This is a genomic window from Campylobacter sp. RM15925, from assembly GCF_012978775.1.
GTDB classification, from domain to species: Bacteria; Campylobacterota; Campylobacteria; order Campylobacterales; family Campylobacteraceae; genus Campylobacter_A; species Campylobacter_A canis.
Window position 1 is genome coordinate 1 of sequence record NZ_LIWP01000006.1, and the last position, 19,700, is coordinate 19,700.

At 40.3% G+C, this 19,700-nt stretch carries 22 protein-coding genes; 9 read left to right on the forward strand and 13 right to left on the reverse strand.

All coding sequences use genetic code 11. The annotated features are described in order from the left end of the window. The 3 genes from CDOM15925_RS04750 to ung all read right to left on the reverse strand — a co-directional run. On the reverse strand, positions 1-247 hold a 247-nt coding region (locus CDOM15925_RS04750; RefSeq protein WP_169941624.1), incomplete at its 3' end, for a pyridoxamine 5'-phosphate oxidase family protein. Positions 248-255: 8 nt separating this feature from the next. Beyond that, positions 256-1,098, reverse strand: a complete 843-nt coding sequence (locus tag CDOM15925_RS04755) for an HAD family hydrolase (protein ID WP_169941626.1) — start codon at positions 1,096-1,098, stop codon at positions 256-258. Positions 1,099-1,109: 11 nt separating this feature from the next. After that, entirely contained in the window at positions 1,110-1,805 is a 696-nt protein-coding gene (ung, locus tag CDOM15925_RS04760) for a uracil-DNA glycosylase (protein WP_169941628.1), read from the reverse strand. Positions 1,806-1,925: 120 nt separating this feature from the next. Here ung and CDOM15925_RS04765 point away from each other — a divergent pair, with 120 nt between their 5' ends. From CDOM15925_RS04765 to CDOM15925_RS04780, 4 genes are all read left to right on the forward strand, one after another. Then, positions 1,926-2,483, forward strand: a complete 558-nt coding sequence (locus CDOM15925_RS04765; protein WP_169941630.1) for a YbaK/EbsC family protein — start codon at positions 1,926-1,928, stop codon at positions 2,481-2,483. A gap of 70 nt (positions 2,484-2,553) precedes the next feature. Beyond that, a complete protein-coding gene (locus CDOM15925_RS04770) occupies positions 2,554-3,699 on the forward strand; it encodes an iron-containing alcohol dehydrogenase (RefSeq protein WP_169941632.1) in 1,146 nt (381 codons plus the stop codon). Positions 3,700-3,743: 44 nt separating this feature from the next. Next, the gene (locus CDOM15925_RS04775) at positions 3,744-4,298 is read left to right on the forward strand and encodes a flavin reductase family protein (protein ID WP_169941634.1); all 555 of its coding nucleotides are present in this window, start codon (positions 3,744-3,746) and stop codon (positions 4,296-4,298) included. 54 nt (positions 4,299-4,352) lie between these two features. Further along, a complete protein-coding gene (locus tag CDOM15925_RS04780; RefSeq protein WP_169941636.1) occupies positions 4,353-5,081 on the forward strand; it encodes a hypothetical protein in 729 nt (242 codons plus the stop codon). Between the two features lie 26 nt (positions 5,082-5,107). Here CDOM15925_RS04780 and CDOM15925_RS04785 read toward each other — a convergent pair whose 3' ends face one another. The 4 genes from CDOM15925_RS04785 to dnaG are packed head-to-tail and all read right to left on the reverse strand — an operon-like array spanning position 5,108 to position 8,679. Next, positions 5,108-5,449, reverse strand: coding sequence for a restriction endonuclease (locus CDOM15925_RS04785; protein ID WP_169941638.1), 342 nt, complete (start codon positions 5,447-5,449; stop codon positions 5,108-5,110). Between the two features lie 6 nt (positions 5,450-5,455). Further along, a complete protein-coding gene (locus CDOM15925_RS04790) occupies positions 5,456-6,004 on the reverse strand; it encodes an NAD(P)H-dependent oxidoreductase (protein WP_169941640.1) in 549 nt (182 codons plus the stop codon). A gap of 48 nt (positions 6,005-6,052) precedes the next feature. After that, on the reverse strand, positions 6,053-7,039 hold the full coding sequence (locus tag CDOM15925_RS04795; protein ID WP_169941642.1) for an argininosuccinate synthase domain-containing protein: 987 nt from the start codon (positions 7,037-7,039) through the stop codon (positions 6,053-6,055). After that, positions 7,036-8,679, reverse strand: a complete 1,644-nt coding sequence (gene dnaG / locus CDOM15925_RS04800; protein WP_169941644.1) for a DNA primase — start codon at positions 8,677-8,679, stop codon at positions 7,036-7,038. The genes CDOM15925_RS04795 and dnaG overlap by 4 nt, the downstream gene beginning before the upstream one ends. A gap of 161 nt (positions 8,680-8,840) precedes the next feature. Between dnaG and CDOM15925_RS04805 the strand changes: the two genes are divergently transcribed. From CDOM15925_RS04805 to aroC, 4 genes are read left to right on the forward strand one after another with little or no spacing between them, the layout of a single operon-like run. After that, positions 8,841-9,866, forward strand: coding sequence for a CDC27 family protein (locus tag CDOM15925_RS04805; protein WP_249321679.1), 1,026 nt, complete (start codon positions 8,841-8,843; stop codon positions 9,864-9,866). Further along, the gene (rnhA, locus tag CDOM15925_RS04810) at positions 9,844-10,278 is read left to right on the forward strand and encodes a ribonuclease HI (protein ID WP_169941646.1); all 435 of its coding nucleotides are present in this window, start codon (positions 9,844-9,846) and stop codon (positions 10,276-10,278) included. The genes CDOM15925_RS04805 and rnhA overlap by 23 nt, the downstream gene beginning before the upstream one ends. A gap of 2 nt (positions 10,279-10,280) precedes the next feature. After that, on the forward strand, positions 10,281-10,958 hold the full coding sequence (gene rnc / locus CDOM15925_RS04815; protein WP_169941648.1) for a ribonuclease III: 678 nt from the start codon (positions 10,281-10,283) through the stop codon (positions 10,956-10,958). Then, positions 10,955-12,022 carry a chorismate synthase gene (gene aroC / locus CDOM15925_RS04820; protein ID WP_169941650.1) on the forward strand — a complete coding sequence of 356 codons (1,068 nt, stop codon included), beginning with the start codon at positions 10,955-10,957 and terminating at the stop codon, positions 12,020-12,022. Before rnc ends, aroC begins: the two co-directional genes overlap by 4 nt. Positions 12,023-12,034: 12 nt before the next feature. Here aroC and CDOM15925_RS04825 read toward each other — a convergent pair whose 3' ends face one another. The 4 genes from CDOM15925_RS04825 to purB all read right to left on the reverse strand — a co-directional run bounded on the left by CDOM15925_RS04825 (position 12,035) and on the right by purB (position 16,788). After that, positions 12,035-12,355, reverse strand: a complete 321-nt coding sequence (locus CDOM15925_RS04825) for a hypothetical protein (RefSeq protein WP_169941652.1) — start codon at positions 12,353-12,355, stop codon at positions 12,035-12,037. A 1-nt stretch (position 12,356) separates the two neighbouring features. After that, positions 12,357-12,827 (reverse strand): HNH endonuclease, encoded by a 471-nt coding sequence (locus tag CDOM15925_RS04830; protein ID WP_283956671.1) that lies wholly within the window; start codon positions 12,825-12,827, stop codon positions 12,357-12,359. A gap of 139 nt (positions 12,828-12,966) precedes the next feature. Further along, the gene (locus CDOM15925_RS04835; protein ID WP_169941656.1) at positions 12,967-15,339 is read right to left on the reverse strand and encodes a ribonucleoside-diphosphate reductase subunit alpha; all 2,373 of its coding nucleotides are present in this window, start codon (positions 15,337-15,339) and stop codon (positions 12,967-12,969) included. A gap of 120 nt (positions 15,340-15,459) precedes the next feature. Continuing rightward, a complete protein-coding gene (purB, locus tag CDOM15925_RS04840) occupies positions 15,460-16,788 on the reverse strand; it encodes an adenylosuccinate lyase (protein ID WP_169941658.1) in 1,329 nt (442 codons plus the stop codon). A 146-nt stretch (positions 16,789-16,934) separates the two neighbouring features. On the opposite strand from purB, the gene CDOM15925_RS04845 reads away from it, so the two are divergent. After that, on the forward strand, positions 16,935-17,858 hold the full coding sequence (locus tag CDOM15925_RS04845; RefSeq protein ID WP_169941660.1) for a pseudouridine synthase family protein: 924 nt from the start codon (positions 16,935-16,937) through the stop codon (positions 17,856-17,858). Between the two features lie 157 nt (positions 17,859-18,015). Here the strand turns inward: CDOM15925_RS04845 and rlmN are convergent, their stop codons facing one another. Further along, positions 18,016-19,077, reverse strand: a complete 1,062-nt coding sequence (gene rlmN, locus CDOM15925_RS04850; RefSeq protein WP_169941662.1) for a dual-specificity RNA methyltransferase RlmN — start codon at positions 19,075-19,077, stop codon at positions 18,016-18,018. Continuing rightward, the gene (locus tag CDOM15925_RS04855; protein ID WP_169941664.1) at positions 19,074-19,640 is read right to left on the reverse strand and encodes a nucleoside phosphorylase-I family protein; all 567 of its coding nucleotides are present in this window, start codon (positions 19,638-19,640) and stop codon (positions 19,074-19,076) included. Before CDOM15925_RS04855 ends, rlmN begins: the two co-directional genes overlap by 4 nt. Between the last annotated feature and the right edge of the window lie 60 nt (positions 19,641-19,700).

Below are 19,700 nucleotides of genomic sequence, written 5' to 3' on the forward strand. Positions count from 1 at the left end.
CGGTATGCTTTGGGACTTTGTTATAAGACACGCACACCATCTTAACATCTTTGCCGTCTTTAAAAAGCCTAGCCTTTGAGCCTGCAACCGCGCCATGTATATAGACACTCATGCCCTCTCTTGCTATAGAGATAGGTATAGAAAATACTCCACCACTCTCATCTACGCAGCTTATAACGGCATATTCGCTTTTATCAATTATCTCAAGCGCCTCTTCGTCGCATAAATTTCTATCTTTTCTGCGCATATTTATCCTTAAATTTTCTTATATTTTTCGATCTGCTGCAAGGCGTAAATGTGATCTAAAATTGATTTTAAAATTTTAAAAATTTTCTTATCCTTTCTATAATCAGCCTCGGCGGCATAGGTGGCTCTTTTATATTTTATAAGCTCTTCGGCTTTAAATTTAGCGTTTCTTTTATTAGGTGGATAGACGGCTATAGAAAAGCCTCCTTGATAATTAACCATCTTCATAGCGGGTATATCCGTCTCTCCATCGCCTATGTAAATCATCCTGCTAAAAGGAATTTCTCTTTGCTCTTCGTCTACGTATTTGTTGATCAAAGAGTTGTCCCATGCGTTATCAATGCCTTTATTTATCCTGAATAAAAACTGCGTCTTTGTAGTGTAGTTTATAGCCATCGCAGGCCATATAGGTATATCGTGCTGATCGTAAAAATACGATGAAGCGTAGATGTATTTGAAATTTTTGGCTATAGAAGTGCCCTCTATCATCTCTTTGGTGCCTGAAGATATGATATAGTGCTCAAGCTCGATATTTTTGCTTTTTGCATACTCGTTGATCTTGCCAAAATACTCTTCAACTCCGCTAAACAACACAACGCTTTCTCCGTGCGCCCTTATGCTGTTTTTGTCGTATTTAGCTTTATTTAGCGACGCTTTTGAGATCATAAGATACATATAGGCTAAAATTTCATCCATCTCGTTTGCTTTGGATATCTGCTTTACCTCTTTCCAAAAGCTATCTTTGCTTGTGCCGATACTAGGCAAAAATGAGTTTTCTTGTATATTGCCTTGAGCTAAAGTCCCGTCAAAATCATAAACTATCGCCGCTTTAATTTTATTTTGCTTAGCCATTAAAACTCTTTTTAATACTTATAATTATTCAAATCCCAATCAATCGCTCTCATGCCTTTGCTAACAAGATAGTCGTTACACTTTGAAAAATGACGCGAACCAAAGAACGCACCACGAGCTAACGGACTTGGATGCGCAGCCGTTAGTACAAGGTGTTTGTTAGTATCAATTAGCGGCATTTTAGCCTTTGCGGGATTTCCCCAAAGCATAAATACTACATTTTCTTTTTTATCGCTAACAGCTCTTATAGCAGCATCGGTAAATTCCTGCCAGCCAAAATTTGCATGCGAATTTGCTTGCCCTGCCCCAACCGTCAAAGTCGCGTTTAAAAGCAACACCCCTTGCTTCGCCCAGTAAGTAAGATCGCCGGAATTTGGCTCGCTGATCCCAAGATCATCGTAAATTTCTTTATAGATATTAACCAGACTCGGCGGCACTCGCACTCCGTTTGGCACGCTAAAACTAAGCCCCATAGCCTGACCTGCTCCATGATATGGATCTTGCCCGAGGATTACGACTTTCACTTTATCAAAAGGCGTTAGATTAAAAGCGTTAAATATAAGCGAATTTGGCGGATAGACCCTGCCTAATCTCAAAGCACTTATCAAATTTTGTTTTATCTGAGCGAAATAAGGGCTTAAAAACTCTTGCTTGAGAGCCTCCTTCCAGCCCGCTTCGATCTGAACGTTATTGATATCTATCTGCATATAATCCTCGTTTTAAGCTTTATCCGCTCTAGTTTTCTTAAAATCATAACCAAATTAAGCTAAAATTTCTAAACTCAAATTTAAAATTTAGCGTAAGTTTAAGATTAAAAAAGGAAATTTATGTCAGAGCAAATTTTGAATAAAATCATCACTCTTTTAAACGAAAACGAAGCTGATTTTAGAGTCGTAAACCACGAGCCTGCAGCTACTTCAGAGGCCTCAGCTAAAGCACGCGGCACGATCATAGGACAGGGAGCAAAGGCTCTTGTGTGCGTGATAAAAGGAGTTAGTCCGCAAATTTCAACTACAATCAAAGAAAGCCCTACAGCGGAACAAACACGTCCAAGTAGTTCTCTTAAAAACTCAAAACATTATGTTTTAGCAGTTCTTCCTGCGGATTATAAAGCAAATTTAGAGGCTATTACTTGCGAATTTGACGGCACTAAAACCTCTTTGGCAAGTCCTGCGGAAGTTAGCGAACTTACAGATTGCGTTATCGGCTCGGTTCCGCCCTTTAGTTTTCATGAAAGACTTGAGCTGATCGTTGATAGCAGGCTGTTTGAAAGATTTGACGAGATAGCCTTTAACGCAGGCTTACTTGATCGCTCTATCATCTTAAGCACGAAAGACTATAAGCGAATAGTAAAGCCACGAATCGTGAATTTTGCCACTATTTAAATAAAAACATTAATGCGGTAAATTTCAAATTTGTTATAATCAATCTACTTAATACCCAAAAGGAGTGAAAATGTATCATTTTAGCTTTTATAACCCTGTTAGGATAGAATTCGGCGAAGGCAAAGAGCAGCATATCGGAACTTATATGAAAAAATTCGGCGCTAAAAAGACGCTTTTGCTCTATGGAAGCGAGCGAATCAAGCAGACCGGGTTATTTGACGTAGTGGCAAAAAGCCTAAAGCAAGAGCAGATAGAATTTAACGCTCTTGGCGGAGTTAAGAGCAATCCCGTGCTAAGTAAGGTAAATGAAGCGATCAAAATCGCACGAGAATTTGGCGCAGATAGCGTGCTCGCGGTTGGAGGCGGCTCGGTACTTGACAGCGCTAAAGCTATCGCTGTGGGAGCTTGTTATGAAGGCGATGTGTGGGATTTTTTCACGGGCAAAACTCCAAAGACCGCTCTTAAAATTTTTGATATCATAACTCTAGCCGCAACAGCAAGCGAGATGAATAACGGAGCCATCATAACCAAAGAAGAAACAAAAGAAAAGTACGCTATAAGCGGCGAAGCTCTATTCCCTAAAGTTTCCGTGATAAATCCAAAGCTTCAATCAACCGTAACAAGCGAGTACTTAGCCTACTCCGCAAGCGATGTGATCGCGCATTCTATCGAGGGGTATTTCACGGCAAGCATTCATCCTGAAATCATAAATTTACAAGTTGAAGCCAACATCAAAACGATAATAAAAACAACCGAAATTTTACTTCAAAATCCCGATGAATACGACGCAAGAGGTGAGTTTGCATGGGCTGCGACAATGGCTTTAAACCACATAACCAGAGCAGGCACGAAGGACATAAGCTTTCCAAATCACATGATAGAGCACGCCATGAGCGCGGTAACTGACTGTGCGCACGGTGCGGGGCTTAGCGTAGTGATGCCTGCATGGATGAAATGGTATAAAGATAAAAATTTAGCCCAGTTTGAGAGGTTTGGGCGAGAAATTTTTGGCGTAAATTCGGCAGACGAAGGCATACAAGCGCTTAAATCGTGGTTTGATAAGATAGGCACGCCGACAAGCCTTAAACAACTAAACATAGATAAAAGCACGCTAGAAGAGATCATTGATGTCGCCGCGCAAAATGCCGTAGCCTGGAGAATGGATAAAATTTACACTAAAAAGACGATAGAAGAAATTTTAAATTTGGCATACTAACGCCAACTAACAATACCGCATGTTAGCCAAAAACAGGAGTAAAAATGATAAAAGAAGTAGAACTCTCAAAAGTCTATAGACTGGTAAATACCGGCCCAACCTGCCTCATAAGCGCGAAATTTGAAGACATAGAAAACGCGATGAGCGCATCTTGGGTTTGTGCGCTTGATTACGACAAGATAAGCGTAGTTATTGATTCTTCGGCATTTACGCGCTCGCTTATAGAAAGAAGCGGATACTTTGCCGTTAGTATTCCGTGCGCAAGACAAGCAAATTTAGTTATGAAGCTAGGATTAATATCAAGGCATCAAAACTCCGCTAAAATGCAAGATATAAAGCTCTTTTATCAAGATAAATTTGACGTGCCGTTAGTTAGCGACTGCATAGCTTGGTTAGTATGTAAGGTGCTAACAAACAAAGCTAACCAGAGCGAATTTGATCTATTTATGGGAGAAGTTGTGGGTGCGTGGGCCGATACTAGAGTATTTGAAGAAGGTAGATGGAAATTTGACGAGTGCGAGGAGGAGTTAAGAAGCCTTCACTACGTAGCGGGCGGAGAATTTTATACGCTTGGTAAAAAGATAAATGTAAAGAGCTAAAATTTACTTTTGTTTAATAAAATTCAAAAATAATTTCATACCAAAAGGAAAAGAATGAAGAAATTTTTACCGCTTGCGATCTTGGCGGCGTTTTACGGATGTGGCGATAATAATATCGACACGGTTAAAAAATATACTTTCGAGCAAGACAAATCAATGAGCATAGGCACTGCGATCGATGGATTTAAAGAGTGCGAGAGCGTAAAGTGGCTTGATGAGAGCAACAAGGATCAAAAGATAGTAAGCGCTACTTGCACAGTAAAACCAAGCGTATTAAAGACGGAATTTGAAGATATAAACGGCAAATATCAAGCCGCACTTAAAAAAGAGCAAGACGAAAATCAAGAGCAGCTAGACAAAGCCGTAGAAAGAATTACGAGCGAATTTGAGCGCATAAAGCCGGGCGCAAAACTAAACAAAGAAAAGATCATTGAGATTGCAGATAAATTTTGCAAATATGAAAAAGAAAATATATTTCCCGCAACTTGCGATAACGAAGCGATTGCAAAAACGCTCGCCGAGGGACATGATATAAAACAAGGTTCATCATTTGCGTTAGCGGGCTTTGCTCACAACTTCTCTCATATCACGCTTCTTGCCAAACGCGAAGTTAAACCGCTGTGGCTAGGTGCGCTTCCTAAAGAGATCAAATCTCGCGAATACAAATTCAGCTTTTTTATCAACACCGACAAAAGCGTGAGTATCAAAGAGATCGTTTTAACCGAGGATGGCGAGAGCAAGAAAATCAGCAAATCGATACTATCTAAGGTTTATGCTAGATAAATTTAAGGGGCGCTTCGCCTCTTAAATCAAACAAACTCGTCAAAGAAATCCTTATCAACTTCGCAAATTTCGATATTTTGCCTGACCTCAACACCCACCTTATACTTTATCATCAATTCCGCAAGTCGCTCGCCGTCAATGAGAGCTATAGAGTGATCCTGCAAGTTTTTCGCATAATGCTCGGCATCTTTAGTAAATTTTGAAGTAGTGATGAAAATGCCCTTTTTCGTCTGCTTATCTAAAATAGCTCCTGCAAATTTATTAAGCTCAGGGCGAGTGATGCTTCCTTGCCGGCGCCTAGTTTTTGCTAAATTTGATAAATTTTTAAATTTTATAATCAAGATAAGCCAAAAATACTTCTCTTGCAAGCGATTTCAAAGCTCGTTTAAAAATTTTATATACTCTTTAGCGCCGCTTTCTATCTCATCATCACTTGATCTATAATCTATGCCAGGCGTTACTTCGGCTCCATAAAACGCAAAGAAACCGCTATAATCAGCATGGCAATACTGCTTAAAAGTCATATCAAAAGGGGTTAAAATTTGCTCTAAGGTATATTTGTAGCGTCCACTTGACTGATAATCGCTCTTTTTGATTCCGCAAGTTACGGCTAGTGCGACCTTGCGATCTTTTATTCCATCCGATTTACTGCCATAAGCAAATCCGTAAATAAGAACCTCATCTAGCCACTTTTTGAGAATCGGCGGCGAAGAGAACCAGAAAATAGGAAATTGAAGCACTAAAACCTCATGTTTTCTAATCAAAGCTTGCTCTTTTTCAACATCTATCGGTTTATCTATGTATATAGCGCTAATGTCATGGATGGTAAATTTATCGGGATATTTTTTAGCTTCTGCAATAAATCTTTTATTTATAACCGAATTTGAAATATCAGGGTGAGCTAAAATTATTAGCTTCTTCATAAATTTCTCCTTAGTATTTTAAATTAATAGTAATTTTACTCGCACTTCTTAAATAATAAACCACTTCTGAGCGGGGCTTTTATCCTCAAATGGCTTTGTAATGATAGTTCTTTCGCCGACTTTAGCGCTATACTCGCGCTCTTTATCCGCTCTTGTATAAGCAAGCGCAAGCCTAACGGCGAATTTAAGATCCTCCTCATCGGCATTTAAATTTATAAGACTAACCGCGCCCACAACGCTATCGTCAAACTCTATTTGAGCAAATTTCGGATTTTGAAGCGCGAGCAGTTTTTCATTATCACTCTCATCACGCCCGATAACCATCTTTGAGCCGTTTTTAAGCCGCAAATGCCGCCCGATCCTAAGAAGCTGCATGTCTTTTAAGCTCATATCCTTATCAAATTTTAAAAAGTCTTTTATCTTGTTTGCAAAGCCTTCAACCGTGAGCAAGCACCCACCCGCAGGGCTTTCAAAATCCACAAAACCGAATTTCTTAGCAAGCGCTATCTGAGGCTTTCTATCTCTTCCACTAAATCCAAGCAGACGCTCTCTATCCACCCAACCTTCGCGCTCTGGCTTGGTTGGCTTCATAAGAAGTGCCGACATCGGACGCAAGATAAGATCGTCTTCATCCCTAGCCAAAGTCTTTACATGCACCATCGCATCACGCCTTTGACTCATGGGGCGCTGCCCAAGAACCTCGCCCGTAGCGATAAAGCTCGCACCCTCGTCCTCCATCATACTAAGAGCCGTCTTAAACATATACGCGTGACAATCGATACAGGGATTAAAATGCTTGCCATAGCCAAATTTCGGGTTAAAAAGCACATTTTGCAAATATTCGCTTCTGATATCGACTATCTTTAACTCCGCTCCCGCCATCGCCGCACGCTTTTTAAGCACCTCAAATTTACTCTCGCCCGCACCAAATCCTATATCAATATGAATAGCAAGCACATCTACGCCTTGCTCCTTTAAAAGCCTGATAGCAAGCATACTATCAAGCCCACCGCTAAATAACACCAATGCCTTCATCGTTTGAGTTTCTCCAAAATCATCCCTATCTTTTTTAAAATTTCTATTTTGTCACTGCGATTTGAGGACAAATACTCTCTTCGCATATTTTCGTAAAATCTTATCTTGAGTATCTTTACCGCTTCTAAAATTTGCTCCTCGCTTTGCATGATATCCACCTCTTCAAGCGAAATTTCACGCAAGATAACTTCATCCTCGGGTGATCTGCGTAAAATAGCCTCAAAAATTTCGCCATGATGAGTAAAATACTCTTTTTTCACTAGATCCAAAATCATATCGCTAAGCCCGTTTGCCTCCGCAAGCGTCTTTAAAAGCTCAAGCTCAAGCTTGTCCTTTTGATAAATTTTGCTAGGCATAGCTTGTATAGCCTGTTGCCTAGGTGCATTAACTCGCGTGCGTCCGTTCGTAAGCGCAAAGGAATTCATATCTATCTTAAGCAAATTTGCCACAAGCGGCGCATAAGAATTTGCAATTATCGGCTTTAAACTCATCGTAAATTCACGCACCTCTTCAAGAGCCTTTTGCTTTTGTATCGGGCGAGTTAGGTCAAATTTAGCCACTAAATTTCTTATATAAAACTCCCCGATCTCAACTCCGCTTTCAAACATATCGCCAAGCTCTTTTATCTTGCCTGCTACGACCATATCGGCAGGATCGGCTCCGCCTTCAAGGATAACGACACTTCCGTCTATCTCGTTTTGTGCAAGCAGGTGAGCGGATTTAACCGCTGCGTTTATGCCCGCACTATCACCGTCAAAGCAAAGCACCACGCTTAGCTCGCCTCGTTTTAAAAGCGGCAAGTGCTTTTGCGTAAGAGACGTTCCAAGCACTGCTACGGCGTTGGTAAATCCCGCATGATGAAGCATAATCACGTCAAGATAGCCCTCGGTGATGATGATTTGATTTTTGGTGTGGATATCGCGTTTTGCCAAGTGATAGCCGTAAAAAAGCGTTGATTTATCAAAAATTTCACTCTGAGGCGAATTTACGTATTTGGCCTGATGTCCAGAAAGTGTGCGTCCTCCAAAGCCAACAAGCTTGCCCGTGTGCGTGTAGATCGGAAAGGTGATACGCTGAATGAAACTTGCGTAAATTCCGCTTTCATTTTGCTTGACGATGCCTGATTCAAGCGCTTCGTTTGGCAAAATTTGCTCGTTTTCAAGCAGTCTTATCGTCTGAATGCTATCAGGCGCAAAACCAAGTTCAAATTTCTCACAAAGCGCATCCGTAACACCCCGCGAGTATAGATACTCTATCGCCGCAGGAGTCTTATAAAGCAAACTGCGATAGTAGGCGTTTGCTTTTTCAAGGACGTGTTTATTTTCTTTCACATTTTCACGCTCGTTTTTTACGTAATTAAGCGTGAAATTTGAAAGCATCGCGATCTTTTCTATAGCTTCCGGATATGTAAGCTTCTCGTAATCCATCACGAATTTTATGACGTCTCCGCCCGCCTTGCATGAAAAGCAGTGAAATATCCCGCGGCTTGGGCTCACGCTCATGCTCGGGTTTTTATCGTCGTGAAACGGACATACGCAGACGTAGTTTGAGCCTGATTTTTTAAGTGGGATATAGTGCCCTACGATGTCGATTATATCGGCTTGTTCTTTGAGTTTTTCAATGGATTTTGGATCTATCATAAGCGAGATTATACAATCACTTGTTTGATTTCACACTGAACCGCTACCTAAAAGCCATGCGGGAAATTTATGAAGCTAAACTGGGCACCAAAGAGAAGCGGGAATAAAACCAAACGACATTTTTGCTATAATAAGCTTAAAATTTAGCGTTGGAATTTACATTGGATATATTTTTTATAGAGTTTAGAGATCCGATTTTCGGGCTTGTCGTGTTTGTTTCGCTTGTCCTTATGATAGCTGTTTTAAGCTACATCTGGGGTGTTTTTAGAAACAAAGACGAAAAGCAGGAGCTGGAGAAATTTTTAAAGAAATTTGACAAAACCGAAGGGCTTAGCAGCGAGCATAAAGATATGCTTGTCAAATTTGACGTAGATAGCGCCTCTCTTTGTTTTCTAGCAAACACGTTTGCAAAGAGCGGTTACTTCGAAAAGGCGATAAACATCTACTCGATCGCACTTAGCAAAGCAAAGAGCAAAAGCGAAAAAGAGCCTATTTTTACGGATTTGGGGCAGGTCTTTTTCAAAGCGGGTTTTTTACAAAAGGCTAGAGATATATTTTTAGAAGCGTTAAAGCTATCTCCGCGCAACCAAACCGCGCTTAAATTTCTAACAGTCGTTTATGAAAAATTAAAAGAGTATGACGAAGCGCTAAACGCTCTTGATGCGCTTGAAGAGCTTGGACTTGACGTCAAATCCCAAAAAGCTTATATCGATATCATGAAAATTTTGATAGATAAACAGATGAGTCTGGAAGAAAAAACCGATAAAATTTTAAAGCTTAAAGACAAATTTACTCTTGCCAATCGCATGGCGCTTGAAAACTGGCTGCAAAAAGGAGCGGATATCGTAAATTTCCCTGATTTTCCGCCATTAAAAGACGTTTTTGATATCATCTACAGACAAGAGCGGGCGGTAAATTTAAGCGATGAAGAGTATAAATCGCTATTTTACGCTAAAAATTTAAGCGACGAGCCGGCAAAAGAGCTTGGATTTGAGCTTGAAGTGATGACAAATTTAAAAAAAGCGGGCTTTAACAAAGCCGATCTTAGCTTTAATTACATCTGTAAAAATTGCAAAAACTCCTTTCCGCTTCATTTTTACCGCTGTCCGATCTGTCACGAGCTAGGAAGCGCTCAAATTTTGCCTCATATCACGGAAAAATCCAATGAAAACAGTATGCCTTTTTAGCGACGGCTCATGCCTTAATAACCCTGGCGCAGGCGGTTGGGCATATATCCTAGAATACGGCAAACACACAAAAGAAGCAAGCGGAGCCGAAGCCATGACAACCAACAATCAAATGGAACTTAGGGCTGTTATCGAAGGGCTAAAAGCTCTAAAAGAGCCTTGCGTCGTTAAGCTTTACACCGATAGCTCATACGTGGCAAACGCGATAAACGAGTGGCTTGAGGGCTGGGTAAAAAAGGCATTTAAAAACGTAAAAAACGTCCCGATGTGGCAGGAGTTTTTAGAAATTTCAAAACCTCACGACATCCGTGCCACATGGGTTAAGGCTCACAACGGACATCCGCAAAATGAGCGTTGCGACACGCTAGCAAGGCAGGCGGCAACTAAGATAAAAGATGAAGGCAACCTATAAAAATGCAAAATTTAAAAGCACTCGAAGAAAAGCTGGGATACAAATTTAAAGAGATAAATAACCTAAAAAACGCACTTACACACAAAAGCTGCAAAAAAGGCAAAAACAACGAACGGCTTGAATTTTTAGGCGATGCAGTGATGGATCTGGTGATCGCTGATTACTTATTTCGCAAATTTAAAAACACTGACGAAGGTGATATGAGCAAGCTTCGCGCCGCACTTGTCAATGAAAAAAGTTTTGCAAATTTGGCAAGCTATCTGAATTTAGGCGAGCATATATTTATATCCGCAGCCGAAGAAAACAACGGCGGACGCGAAAAGGCTTCGATACTCTCGGACGCTTTTGAAGCGGTAATGGGCGCGATTTACATAGAAAGCGGCTTTGAAGCGGTAAACGATATCGCGGTAAGGCTCTTTGAAATTTGCTATCCTGACATCGATCTTAAAAATTTGATGAAAGACTACAAAACAACCCTGCAAGAGATAACGCAAGCAAGACTTGGAGTAACGCCTGAATACAAGCTCGTGCGCTCATTTGGTCCAGATCACAAGAAGGAGTTTGAGATCGCGCTTTTGCTAAAAGATGTCGAGGTCTCGCGAGCGATTGGCAAGAGTAAAAAAGAGGCTCAGCAGCTAGCCGCCAAAACTGCGATAGAAAAGATCAAGGAAAACTCATGAATTCATTCGGACGAAAGCTTATCTTAACGACCTTCGGTGAGAGTCATGGAGCGGCAATCGGCGGCGTGCTTGACGGATTTCCTGCGGGAGTTAGGATAGATGAGGAATTTTTGCAAGCTGAGCTAGATAGGCGCAAACCGGGTCAATCAAAATTTGCCACCGCAAGACGCGAGGGCGATAAGATAGAGGTGTTAAGCGGGGTTTTTGAAGGTGTTAGTACCGGCACGCCGATAGGATTTGTCATCTACAACGAAAATCAAAAATCAAAAGATTATGAGAATTTGCGTGAAATTTTTCGCCCGGGACATGCTGATTATGCATACTTTAAAAAATATGCAATTCGCGACCACAGAGGCGGCGGACGAAGCTCTGCAAGAGAAACTGCCGTGCGAGTGGCGGGCGGGGCGTTTGCTCAAATTTTATTAAATGAATTTGGTGTGAAAGTAGAGAGCGGCGTAAGCGGAGTAGGAACCGTAAAAGCGCAAAAATTTGACTTTGACGCAGCGGGGAATTCTGAAATTTTCGCACTTGACAAAGAAAATTTGATGATGGATGAAATTTTAAAGGCTAAGCAAGCTCACGACAGCGTGGGAGCTAGCGTTATAACGAGAATTTTAAACGCTCCTGCGGGGCTTGGCGAAGGGTTATACGACAAGCTTGACGCAAGACTTGCTGCTGCGATGATGAGCATAAACGGAGTAAAAGCAGTAGAAATCGGCGAGGGTGTAGAAGCAAGCGCAATGCTAGGAAGCGAGAATAACGACTGCATGAATGAAGCGGGCTTTCTCTCAAATCACGCAGGCGGAATACTTGGAGGCATGAGCACGGGGGCTGAAATTTTAATAACTACGCATTTTAAGCCGACTCCTTCGATATTTCTTGCTCAACAAACACAAAATATCCACGGCGAAAATGCGATCTGCGAGCTTCGCGGCAGACACGATCCGTGTATCGGCATCCGTGGAAGCGTCGTTGCAACTGCGATGGCAAGACTCGTGATAGCTGATTTTATGCTTTTAAATTTGAGTGCAAATTTGGGGAATTTAAAGAGGGTTTATAAGTAAAAAACTTTAAATTTATTCTTGTTTTAATAACTCTAATGCCTTGTTTCGTATTTCACATTCAACCATCTTTGAGTTTGAAATAATTCTTAGGGCGTCTATTGCCTGATTTTGTTTTGCAATTTTTAATCCGGCCGATACTTTAGTGTTCAAACTTGTATCTTTATAATTTTCGTTGCTTCTCATTTTTTCAATAATTTTCTGGCGAGAAAAATATGGATCTACGAAGCATATATAATACTCTACAAATGTTTTCATTCCAATTCTTCTAAGATCTTCAAGCAATGCTTCTTTATTTGGTTTATTATTTTTTACATCCTCAAAAGAATTAGTCATTTTAGTTTGGATTTTTTTGTTTTATTTGATCCATAATTGTTTGTGCCTTTCTCATTTCATAGATGACTTTTTCATATTGCATCCAATATTCTTGCCAAAGATCACTCCCTGCATATTCTTCTAAATTTAATTTAGTCTTTTTAAATTCTATTTCATATTTTTCTATTAAACGAATTCTTTTATGTAAGTTTTTAGTTCTTTTAGAGTTTGGAGATAATGTTGCATTGCTAAGTATCCATTCCTTCCAGTCAGAATTACCCTTTGACTGATTGCATTTACCACAAGCAGGAACAAGATTTGAAATCTCTATAATATACCCTGTTGGATATTTTCCTTTAACAAGCGGATATAAATGATCCCACTCTGTCATCTTATCTCCACAATATACACAAGAAACATCATATTGACTTTGCTCTAAAATTTTTAAAGCTTTTAATATATCATTTTCAGAAGGCTTTTTTACTATTAGCAAATGAATTTGTTATACTAGAAGAACGACCCATAATTGTAACAGATTTTGGCAATTTAAATACTTTTTTGAAGCTCATTTCTTTTCCGTATCGTTAATAAAATTTAATCCATGCAAACTTTAGCTCTTAATTGTTATAAATTTACTGACACCCCTCGCACTCGATAGAGCGATCGGCTACATTATTTACTTTGTTGCTATCAGGGCTTTCGCTTCTTAGATAGTAGGTTGATTTAAGTCCAAGCTCCCAAGCAAGCGTGTAAATTTCGTTCAGATAGCCGCCACTTGCCTTATCAAGGCTCATGAATATATTTAGGCTTTGTCCTTGATCTATCCACTTTTGGCGGATAGCACCGGCTTTTACCAAGACTCTTTGATCAAGCTCATATGCAGGCGTGTAAAACTGCCACGTATCAGGGCTTAGATCAGGCACGACAGTCGGTATCATACCGCTTAAATTTTGTTCAAACCACTTGCGCTTATACACAGGCTCAATCGTCTGCGTGGTACCCACAAGGATGGATATCGAGCTAGTCGGCGCGATAGCCATTAAGTAGCCGTTTCTCATGCCGTCGGTTTTAACCTTCTGCCTCAACCAATCCCAGTCGCAAGTATCCTCATCAAACAGCCCTCCACGATTTACGAGAGCTTTTGCGTTTTCGTTTGCTACATCTATCGGGAAGATTCCCTTGCTCCATTTTGAGCCTTCAAAGGTCGGGTATTTGCCCTTTTCAACGGCTAAATTTGAGCTTGAGTAGATAGCCTGATAGCTGATATTTTCCATTATGCTGTCTATCAAGGCTAGGTGGTCGTAGCTACCCCATTTGATGCCTTTAAGCGCGAGCATTTGCGCTTCGCCCATCACGCCAAGTCCGATCGAGCGAGAGGATAAATTCGTATGTTTTACTTTTTTGTGTGGATAGAAATTTAGATCGATTACGTTATCAAGCATCCTAACGGCAATCGGCACTACTCGCTTGATGTCCTCTTTGGAATTTATCTTGCTTAAATTTATGCTTGCTAGGTTGCAAACCGCTGTTTTGCCCTCTACGTTTTCTTTCTCAACGATGAAAATTTGCTTTTTGTCTATGCTATCAAGCGCGCTTAGCTTCTTAGCCTTTTTCGTTATGCCACTATCGATAGTAACGTCATCTTCCTCATCAAACACCCTCTCTTCACCATTATCAAAAGTTATTTTGATCTTGTAATAATTCGGCTCGGTATTTTGGAAAATTTCGGTGCATAAATTTGAGCTTCTTATAAGTCCGTCGTGATCGTTTGGATTGGCTCTGTTTGCATTATCCTTAAAGCACAAAAACGGCATACCCGTCTCAAAGTAGCTGGTTAGAATTTTCTTCCAAAGCTCTTTGGCCAAGATAGTGTTTTTCTGAATACTCTCGTCATTTTCATATTCCACATAACGCTTTTCAAATTCTTCGCCATACAGGTCGCACAGATCACTAACTTGCGCAGGGTCAAATAGCGTCCAGCGATCATTTGACTTAAGTCGCTTCATAAAGAGATCATTTATCCACAGCGACGGGAATAGCTCGTGCGCCCTGCGTCTTTCTTCGCCCGAATTTTTGCGAAGGTCTAAGAAATCACCGACATCCATATGCCAAGGCTCGACATATACGGCTATAGCGCCCTTTCTCGTGCCAAGCTGATCGACCGCTACGGCTATGTCGTTAGTTACTTTTAAGAATGGTATAATTCCGCCTGCTGCGTTTTTATGTCCGTCGATACTGCCGCCCATAGCGCGTACCTTGCACCAATCCCAACCGATACCGCCTCCAAATTTGCTTAAAAGAGCCATCTCTTTGTAGCTATCAAAAATCCCTTCGATATTATCAGGCGTGCTTCCGATATAGCAGCTACTTAGCTGGTGGCGAGTTGTGCGGGCGTTTGAAAGCGTAGGAGTTGCAAGCATGACTTCAAATTTGCTGATAAGGTCGTAAAATTTCTTAGCCCAACCCTGAGAATCAAGCTCATTTTGCGCTAAAAACATCGCGATAGCCATAAACATCTGCTGCGGAAGCTCGATAGGCATACCCTTGCTATCCTTAATCAAATAGCGATCATAAAGCGTCTTTATGCCAAGATAGGCAAACTGCAAGTCGCGCTCAGGCTTAATGTAGGCGTTTAGATCGTCCAAATCGTATTTTTCTTTAAGTCCGGGGATAATGCGCCCTGCTTTCTCGCCCTTTTCAAAATATTCGCGCAGATGATTGTAGCCGTTATAACCCGTAACCTTATGATAAAGATCGTATAAAAACAGGCGCGCCGCGACAAAAGTCCAGTTAGGGCGGTCTATATCTATCTTATCCACGGCGGTCTTGATGAGTGTTTGTTGGATCTCTTCGGTCGTTATCATGTCACGAAACTGAATCTTAGCATCGACCTCAAGCTCGCTTAAATTTACGTTTTCTAGCCCTTCAACCGCGGCACCTGTGTATTTTTTGATCTTACTTATATCAAGCTCTTCAGCTCTTCCGTTACGTTTTATGACTTTCACTTACTTCCTTATCTTTTTATTCTGTTTGTTATTAAATTTAAGTTATTCATCCGCAAGAGGTTTAATTAAAATAAAAAAGCTCAAACCAGACATTAAGTCCAGTTTGAGCCGCCAAAATTATTATTTAAACACTCTTGCAAAAATTTTATCAACATTTTTCGTATAGTAGCTATACTCAAAACAAGCCTTTATCTCATCCTCGCTAAGCGCTTTATTTAAATCCTCGTCATTTAGCAAATTCTGCAGATACAAGCTCTCACCCTTTTCATTTATCGCAGGCTTGTTTTGCTGCAGATCAGCCCAAACTTTCATCGCGTTTCTTTGCACGATTTTATAGGCATCTTCGCGTGAAATTCCGCGCTTTGGAAGCTCTAAAAGCACGCGTTGAGAAAAGACAAGCCCACCCGTTAGATTTAAATTTTTCATCATATTTTCAGGATAAACGACTAAATTTTCTATCAAATTGCTAAGGCGAACCAGCATAAAATCAGCCGTCACAAAGGCATCAGGCAGCACAAATCTCTCAACAGAGCTGTGGCTGATATCGCGCTCATGCCAAAGCGCTACGTTTTCAAGCATAGGCATAATGTAGCCTCTAAGAACTCGGCAAAGACCGGTGATATTTTCGCTTAGAACCGGATTTCGCTTGTGCGGCATGGCGCTTGAGCCCTTTTGTCCGGCGCTAAAATACTCCTCGCACTCATAAACTTCCGTGCGCTGATAGTGGCGAACGGCTACAGCTATCTTTTCGCAGCTTGAAGCAAGGATTGCGATGGCGTTTATAACGTGAGCATAGCGGTCGCGCTGGATAACTTGATTGCTTGCGGGCGCGCAGCTTAATCCAAGCTCGGCGCAAGTAAATTCTTCAAGCTCAAGCGGAGCGTGAGCGAAATTTCCCATTGCGCCTGAAATTTTGCCGTAGCTTATGACCTCTTTTGCATTTTTTATAAGTTCAATACCTCTTTTTATCTCGTCATACCAGATCGCAAGCACAAGCCCGAATGTGATCGGCTCGCCGTGAATTCCGTGGCTTCTGCCGACCATCAATGTATGTTTATGCTCATAAGCACGTTTTTTAATCGCACTCATCAAATTTTGCACATCTTTTATGATAAGCTCTAGGCTATCTCTTACCTGCAAAGCAACGGCAGTATCGATACAATCGCTACTTGTCATGCCGTAATGCACAAAACGACTCTCATCCCCCAAACTCTCGCTAACACTGGTTAAAAATGCTATAACGTCATGCTTCGTGGTCTTTTCTATCTCGTCTATTCTAGCGATGTCAAATTTTGCATTTTTGGCTATCTTTTCACAGTCCTCATCGCTTATGAACCCAAGCTTGTTCCAAGCCTTGACCGCCGCTATCTCAACCTTTAGCCAAGCGTCATACTTAGCCTGCATACTCCACTTATCAGCCATCTCTTTGCGAGAGTATCGTTCTACCATAATTAGCCTTTTATGAATATTTTTGTATAATTTTTTAAGAAAAAAATTATACAAAAACTGCCCTGAAAGACGGGTTATAAACGGCTAAATTTGAACTTAAATTTCATATTTGGTTATTTAATAAAATTTAAATTAAAGAGTTAAATTTGCCATACGTTAATAGATTTATCGCACGCGCCAACGAGCAAAAAGCCTATGAAATTTTGATAAATTCTGGCTTTTCTATGAGAGAGGCTCAACGGCTGATTGATAAAGGAAGGTTAATTTGCAACGGAATAGTAGTGAGTGAAAAAAACGTTATTTTAAGCGGTGAAATTTGCCTGATTGACTACGAAACTAACCCGCGCGGACTAAAGCCGATATTTGAGTGCGATAAATTTGCGGTTTTTGACAAACCAAGCGGAGTTTTAAGCCACCCAAACGGCAGAAACTGCGAATACTCACTAAATGATGAAATTTGGCACTTATACGGGCGTGAGGCAAGTGTAGCACATCGCTTGGATTTCGAGACGAGCGGGTTAATCGTAGTAGCGCGAGATAAAATTTCGCAAATTCAATTAAAAAAGCTCTTTGAGAATAGAAAAGTTGCAAAAAGCTATGTCGCGATGGTCTCAGGCAAAATTTCTACAAATTTAATCATAAATGCCAAGATGGATCTAGCAAACGATTATGACGACGTCAAGATGAGAATGCAAATTTGCGAAAATGGTAAAGAGGCGATCACTGAAATTTCACCGCTAGAATACTTTGAAGATATTGACGCGACTTTTATTAGAGCCATTCCGCTTACGGGAAGGCAACACCAAATTCGCTTGCATTTGTTTCACGTAGAACGAAAAATTTTAGGTGAACCGCTTTACGGATTACAAAAAGAGCAGATAATCAAAATTTTAGATAAAAATATGAGTGAGATCGAGCGCATAAATTTAACAGGAGCTTCGAGGCTTTTACTTCATGCGGATAGAATTTCATTTGAGTTAGAAGATCAAATTTATGACATAGAGACAAAATTTGATGTAAAAAGAGAATTTTATAGGCTTGCGAAAGAGAAATTTGCTCACGAAGCTTAGCAAAAAGCTAAATTTTGTTAGTGAAATTCAACTAACAAAATTAAAAGTTAGTATTATTTTTGATCCCTATCTTCAAAAAACATAACTTTTACCATAAGAGATAGTCCCAAAACAACAACGATAGAGATAAAAATAATCTGAGCGATATCAAGAGCCGTCATATACTCTCATTTCTCTCTTTGAGTTGTCCGCAAGCAGCAGAAATATCAAGTCCCTTGCTTTGGCGAATAGTGCAAGTTACACCATGACCCCTAAGATACTCTTGAAATTTAAGCATATCCTCAAGCTCTGGTCGTTTATACAAACTTCCTTCGTGAGGATTAAAATATATCAAATTTACTTTTGCTTTGATGCCGTGAAGTAGCTTGACAAGCTTTTTAGCATCCTTAATGCTGTCGTTCATATCCTTGATAACAAGATACTCAAACATAACCCGTTTGCGCATATCGATGGGAAATTCTCTAACAGCCTGCATAACTGATTCGATATTGTAAGCTTTATTTATAGGCATTAATTTCGTTCTAAGCTCGTCGGTAACAGCATGCAGCGATATCGCTAACAACACACCCAAATCCATCTCGCCAAGCTTTTTTATCTGCGAGCCAAGCCCGCTGGTTGAAACGGTCTGACGTCTGGCGCCTATGGCAAGTCCGTCATTTTCCATAAGAATTTTTATCGCTTTACTAACGTTAGTAAGATTATCAAGAGGTTCGCCCATGCCCATATAAACGATATTTATTCGCCTCTCATAAGGTATATTGTTAGCTTTTTTTATCCACAAAATTTGACCTACGATCTCGCCGGGCGTTAGATTGCGCGTTAGTCCGCCTTTGGCGGTCAGACAAAACGAACATCCCATTCTACAGCCAACCTGCGAACTAACACATATCGTATAGCGAGCATGCCGTGTTAGCTTGCCGTCTTCATCGCTTTGCTCCTCTTTCATGGGCAAAAGAACACTTTCGATTCGGTATCCGTCTTTTAGTTCAAAAAGATATTTTATAGAGCCATCACTACTCTGTTCGGCTTTTACGCATTTAAGTGGATCGAAATAAAACTCTTGTGCAAGCTGCTCTCGCATAGTTTTAGGCAAATTTAACATCTCGTCAAACGAATTTGCATTTTTCTTATAAATCCACTCATAAATTTGTTTGGCACGAAATTTGGGACTAAATTCACTCTCAAGCTCATCAAGTGTATAATCAAGCATGTTTTTCATATCAAATTTCTCTCTTTAAGTGAATTTATAAGTATCTCTTTGGCTTTTTGGTGATTTTTCACAAAATCATCGTGTGCATTTTGGTTGCAAAAATTTGTTGCGACGAAGATACCTCTGGCGGGAATTTTAAATTTTGTCGCAACTTTTAAAACCGCAAAAAATTCCATATTTTCCAAAGTATAGCCAAGCTCAGCGAGTCTATATGCCAAATTTTCATCAGTTGTGATAAAGTTTGAAGAATTTACTCGGATAGTTTCATGTGAAACTTTGGTGTTTAAATTTTTGTCACAAATTTGTATTGATGAAATTTCTTTCTTGCATGGAGTATAGCTTTTGTCTTCCAAGCTTGAAATTTCGATGTTTGCACCAACCGTACTCTCATAAATTCCAAAAATTTTTCCATCTTTATAAATGCCTGCCGAACCTACAAATAAAATCTCATCAGGCAAATTTCGCTGATTTTCACATAAAAATTTTGTCAAATTTATGCTCATATCGACAAGTCCTACTCCCATAGGCAAAGCAAAATCAAAAATTTCATTTTGACCGGCAGAGATTATCATTTTTTAAGTCCCGTAAGACTAAAGCTTGAAAAATTCAACTTCATAAAATCAAATCCACAA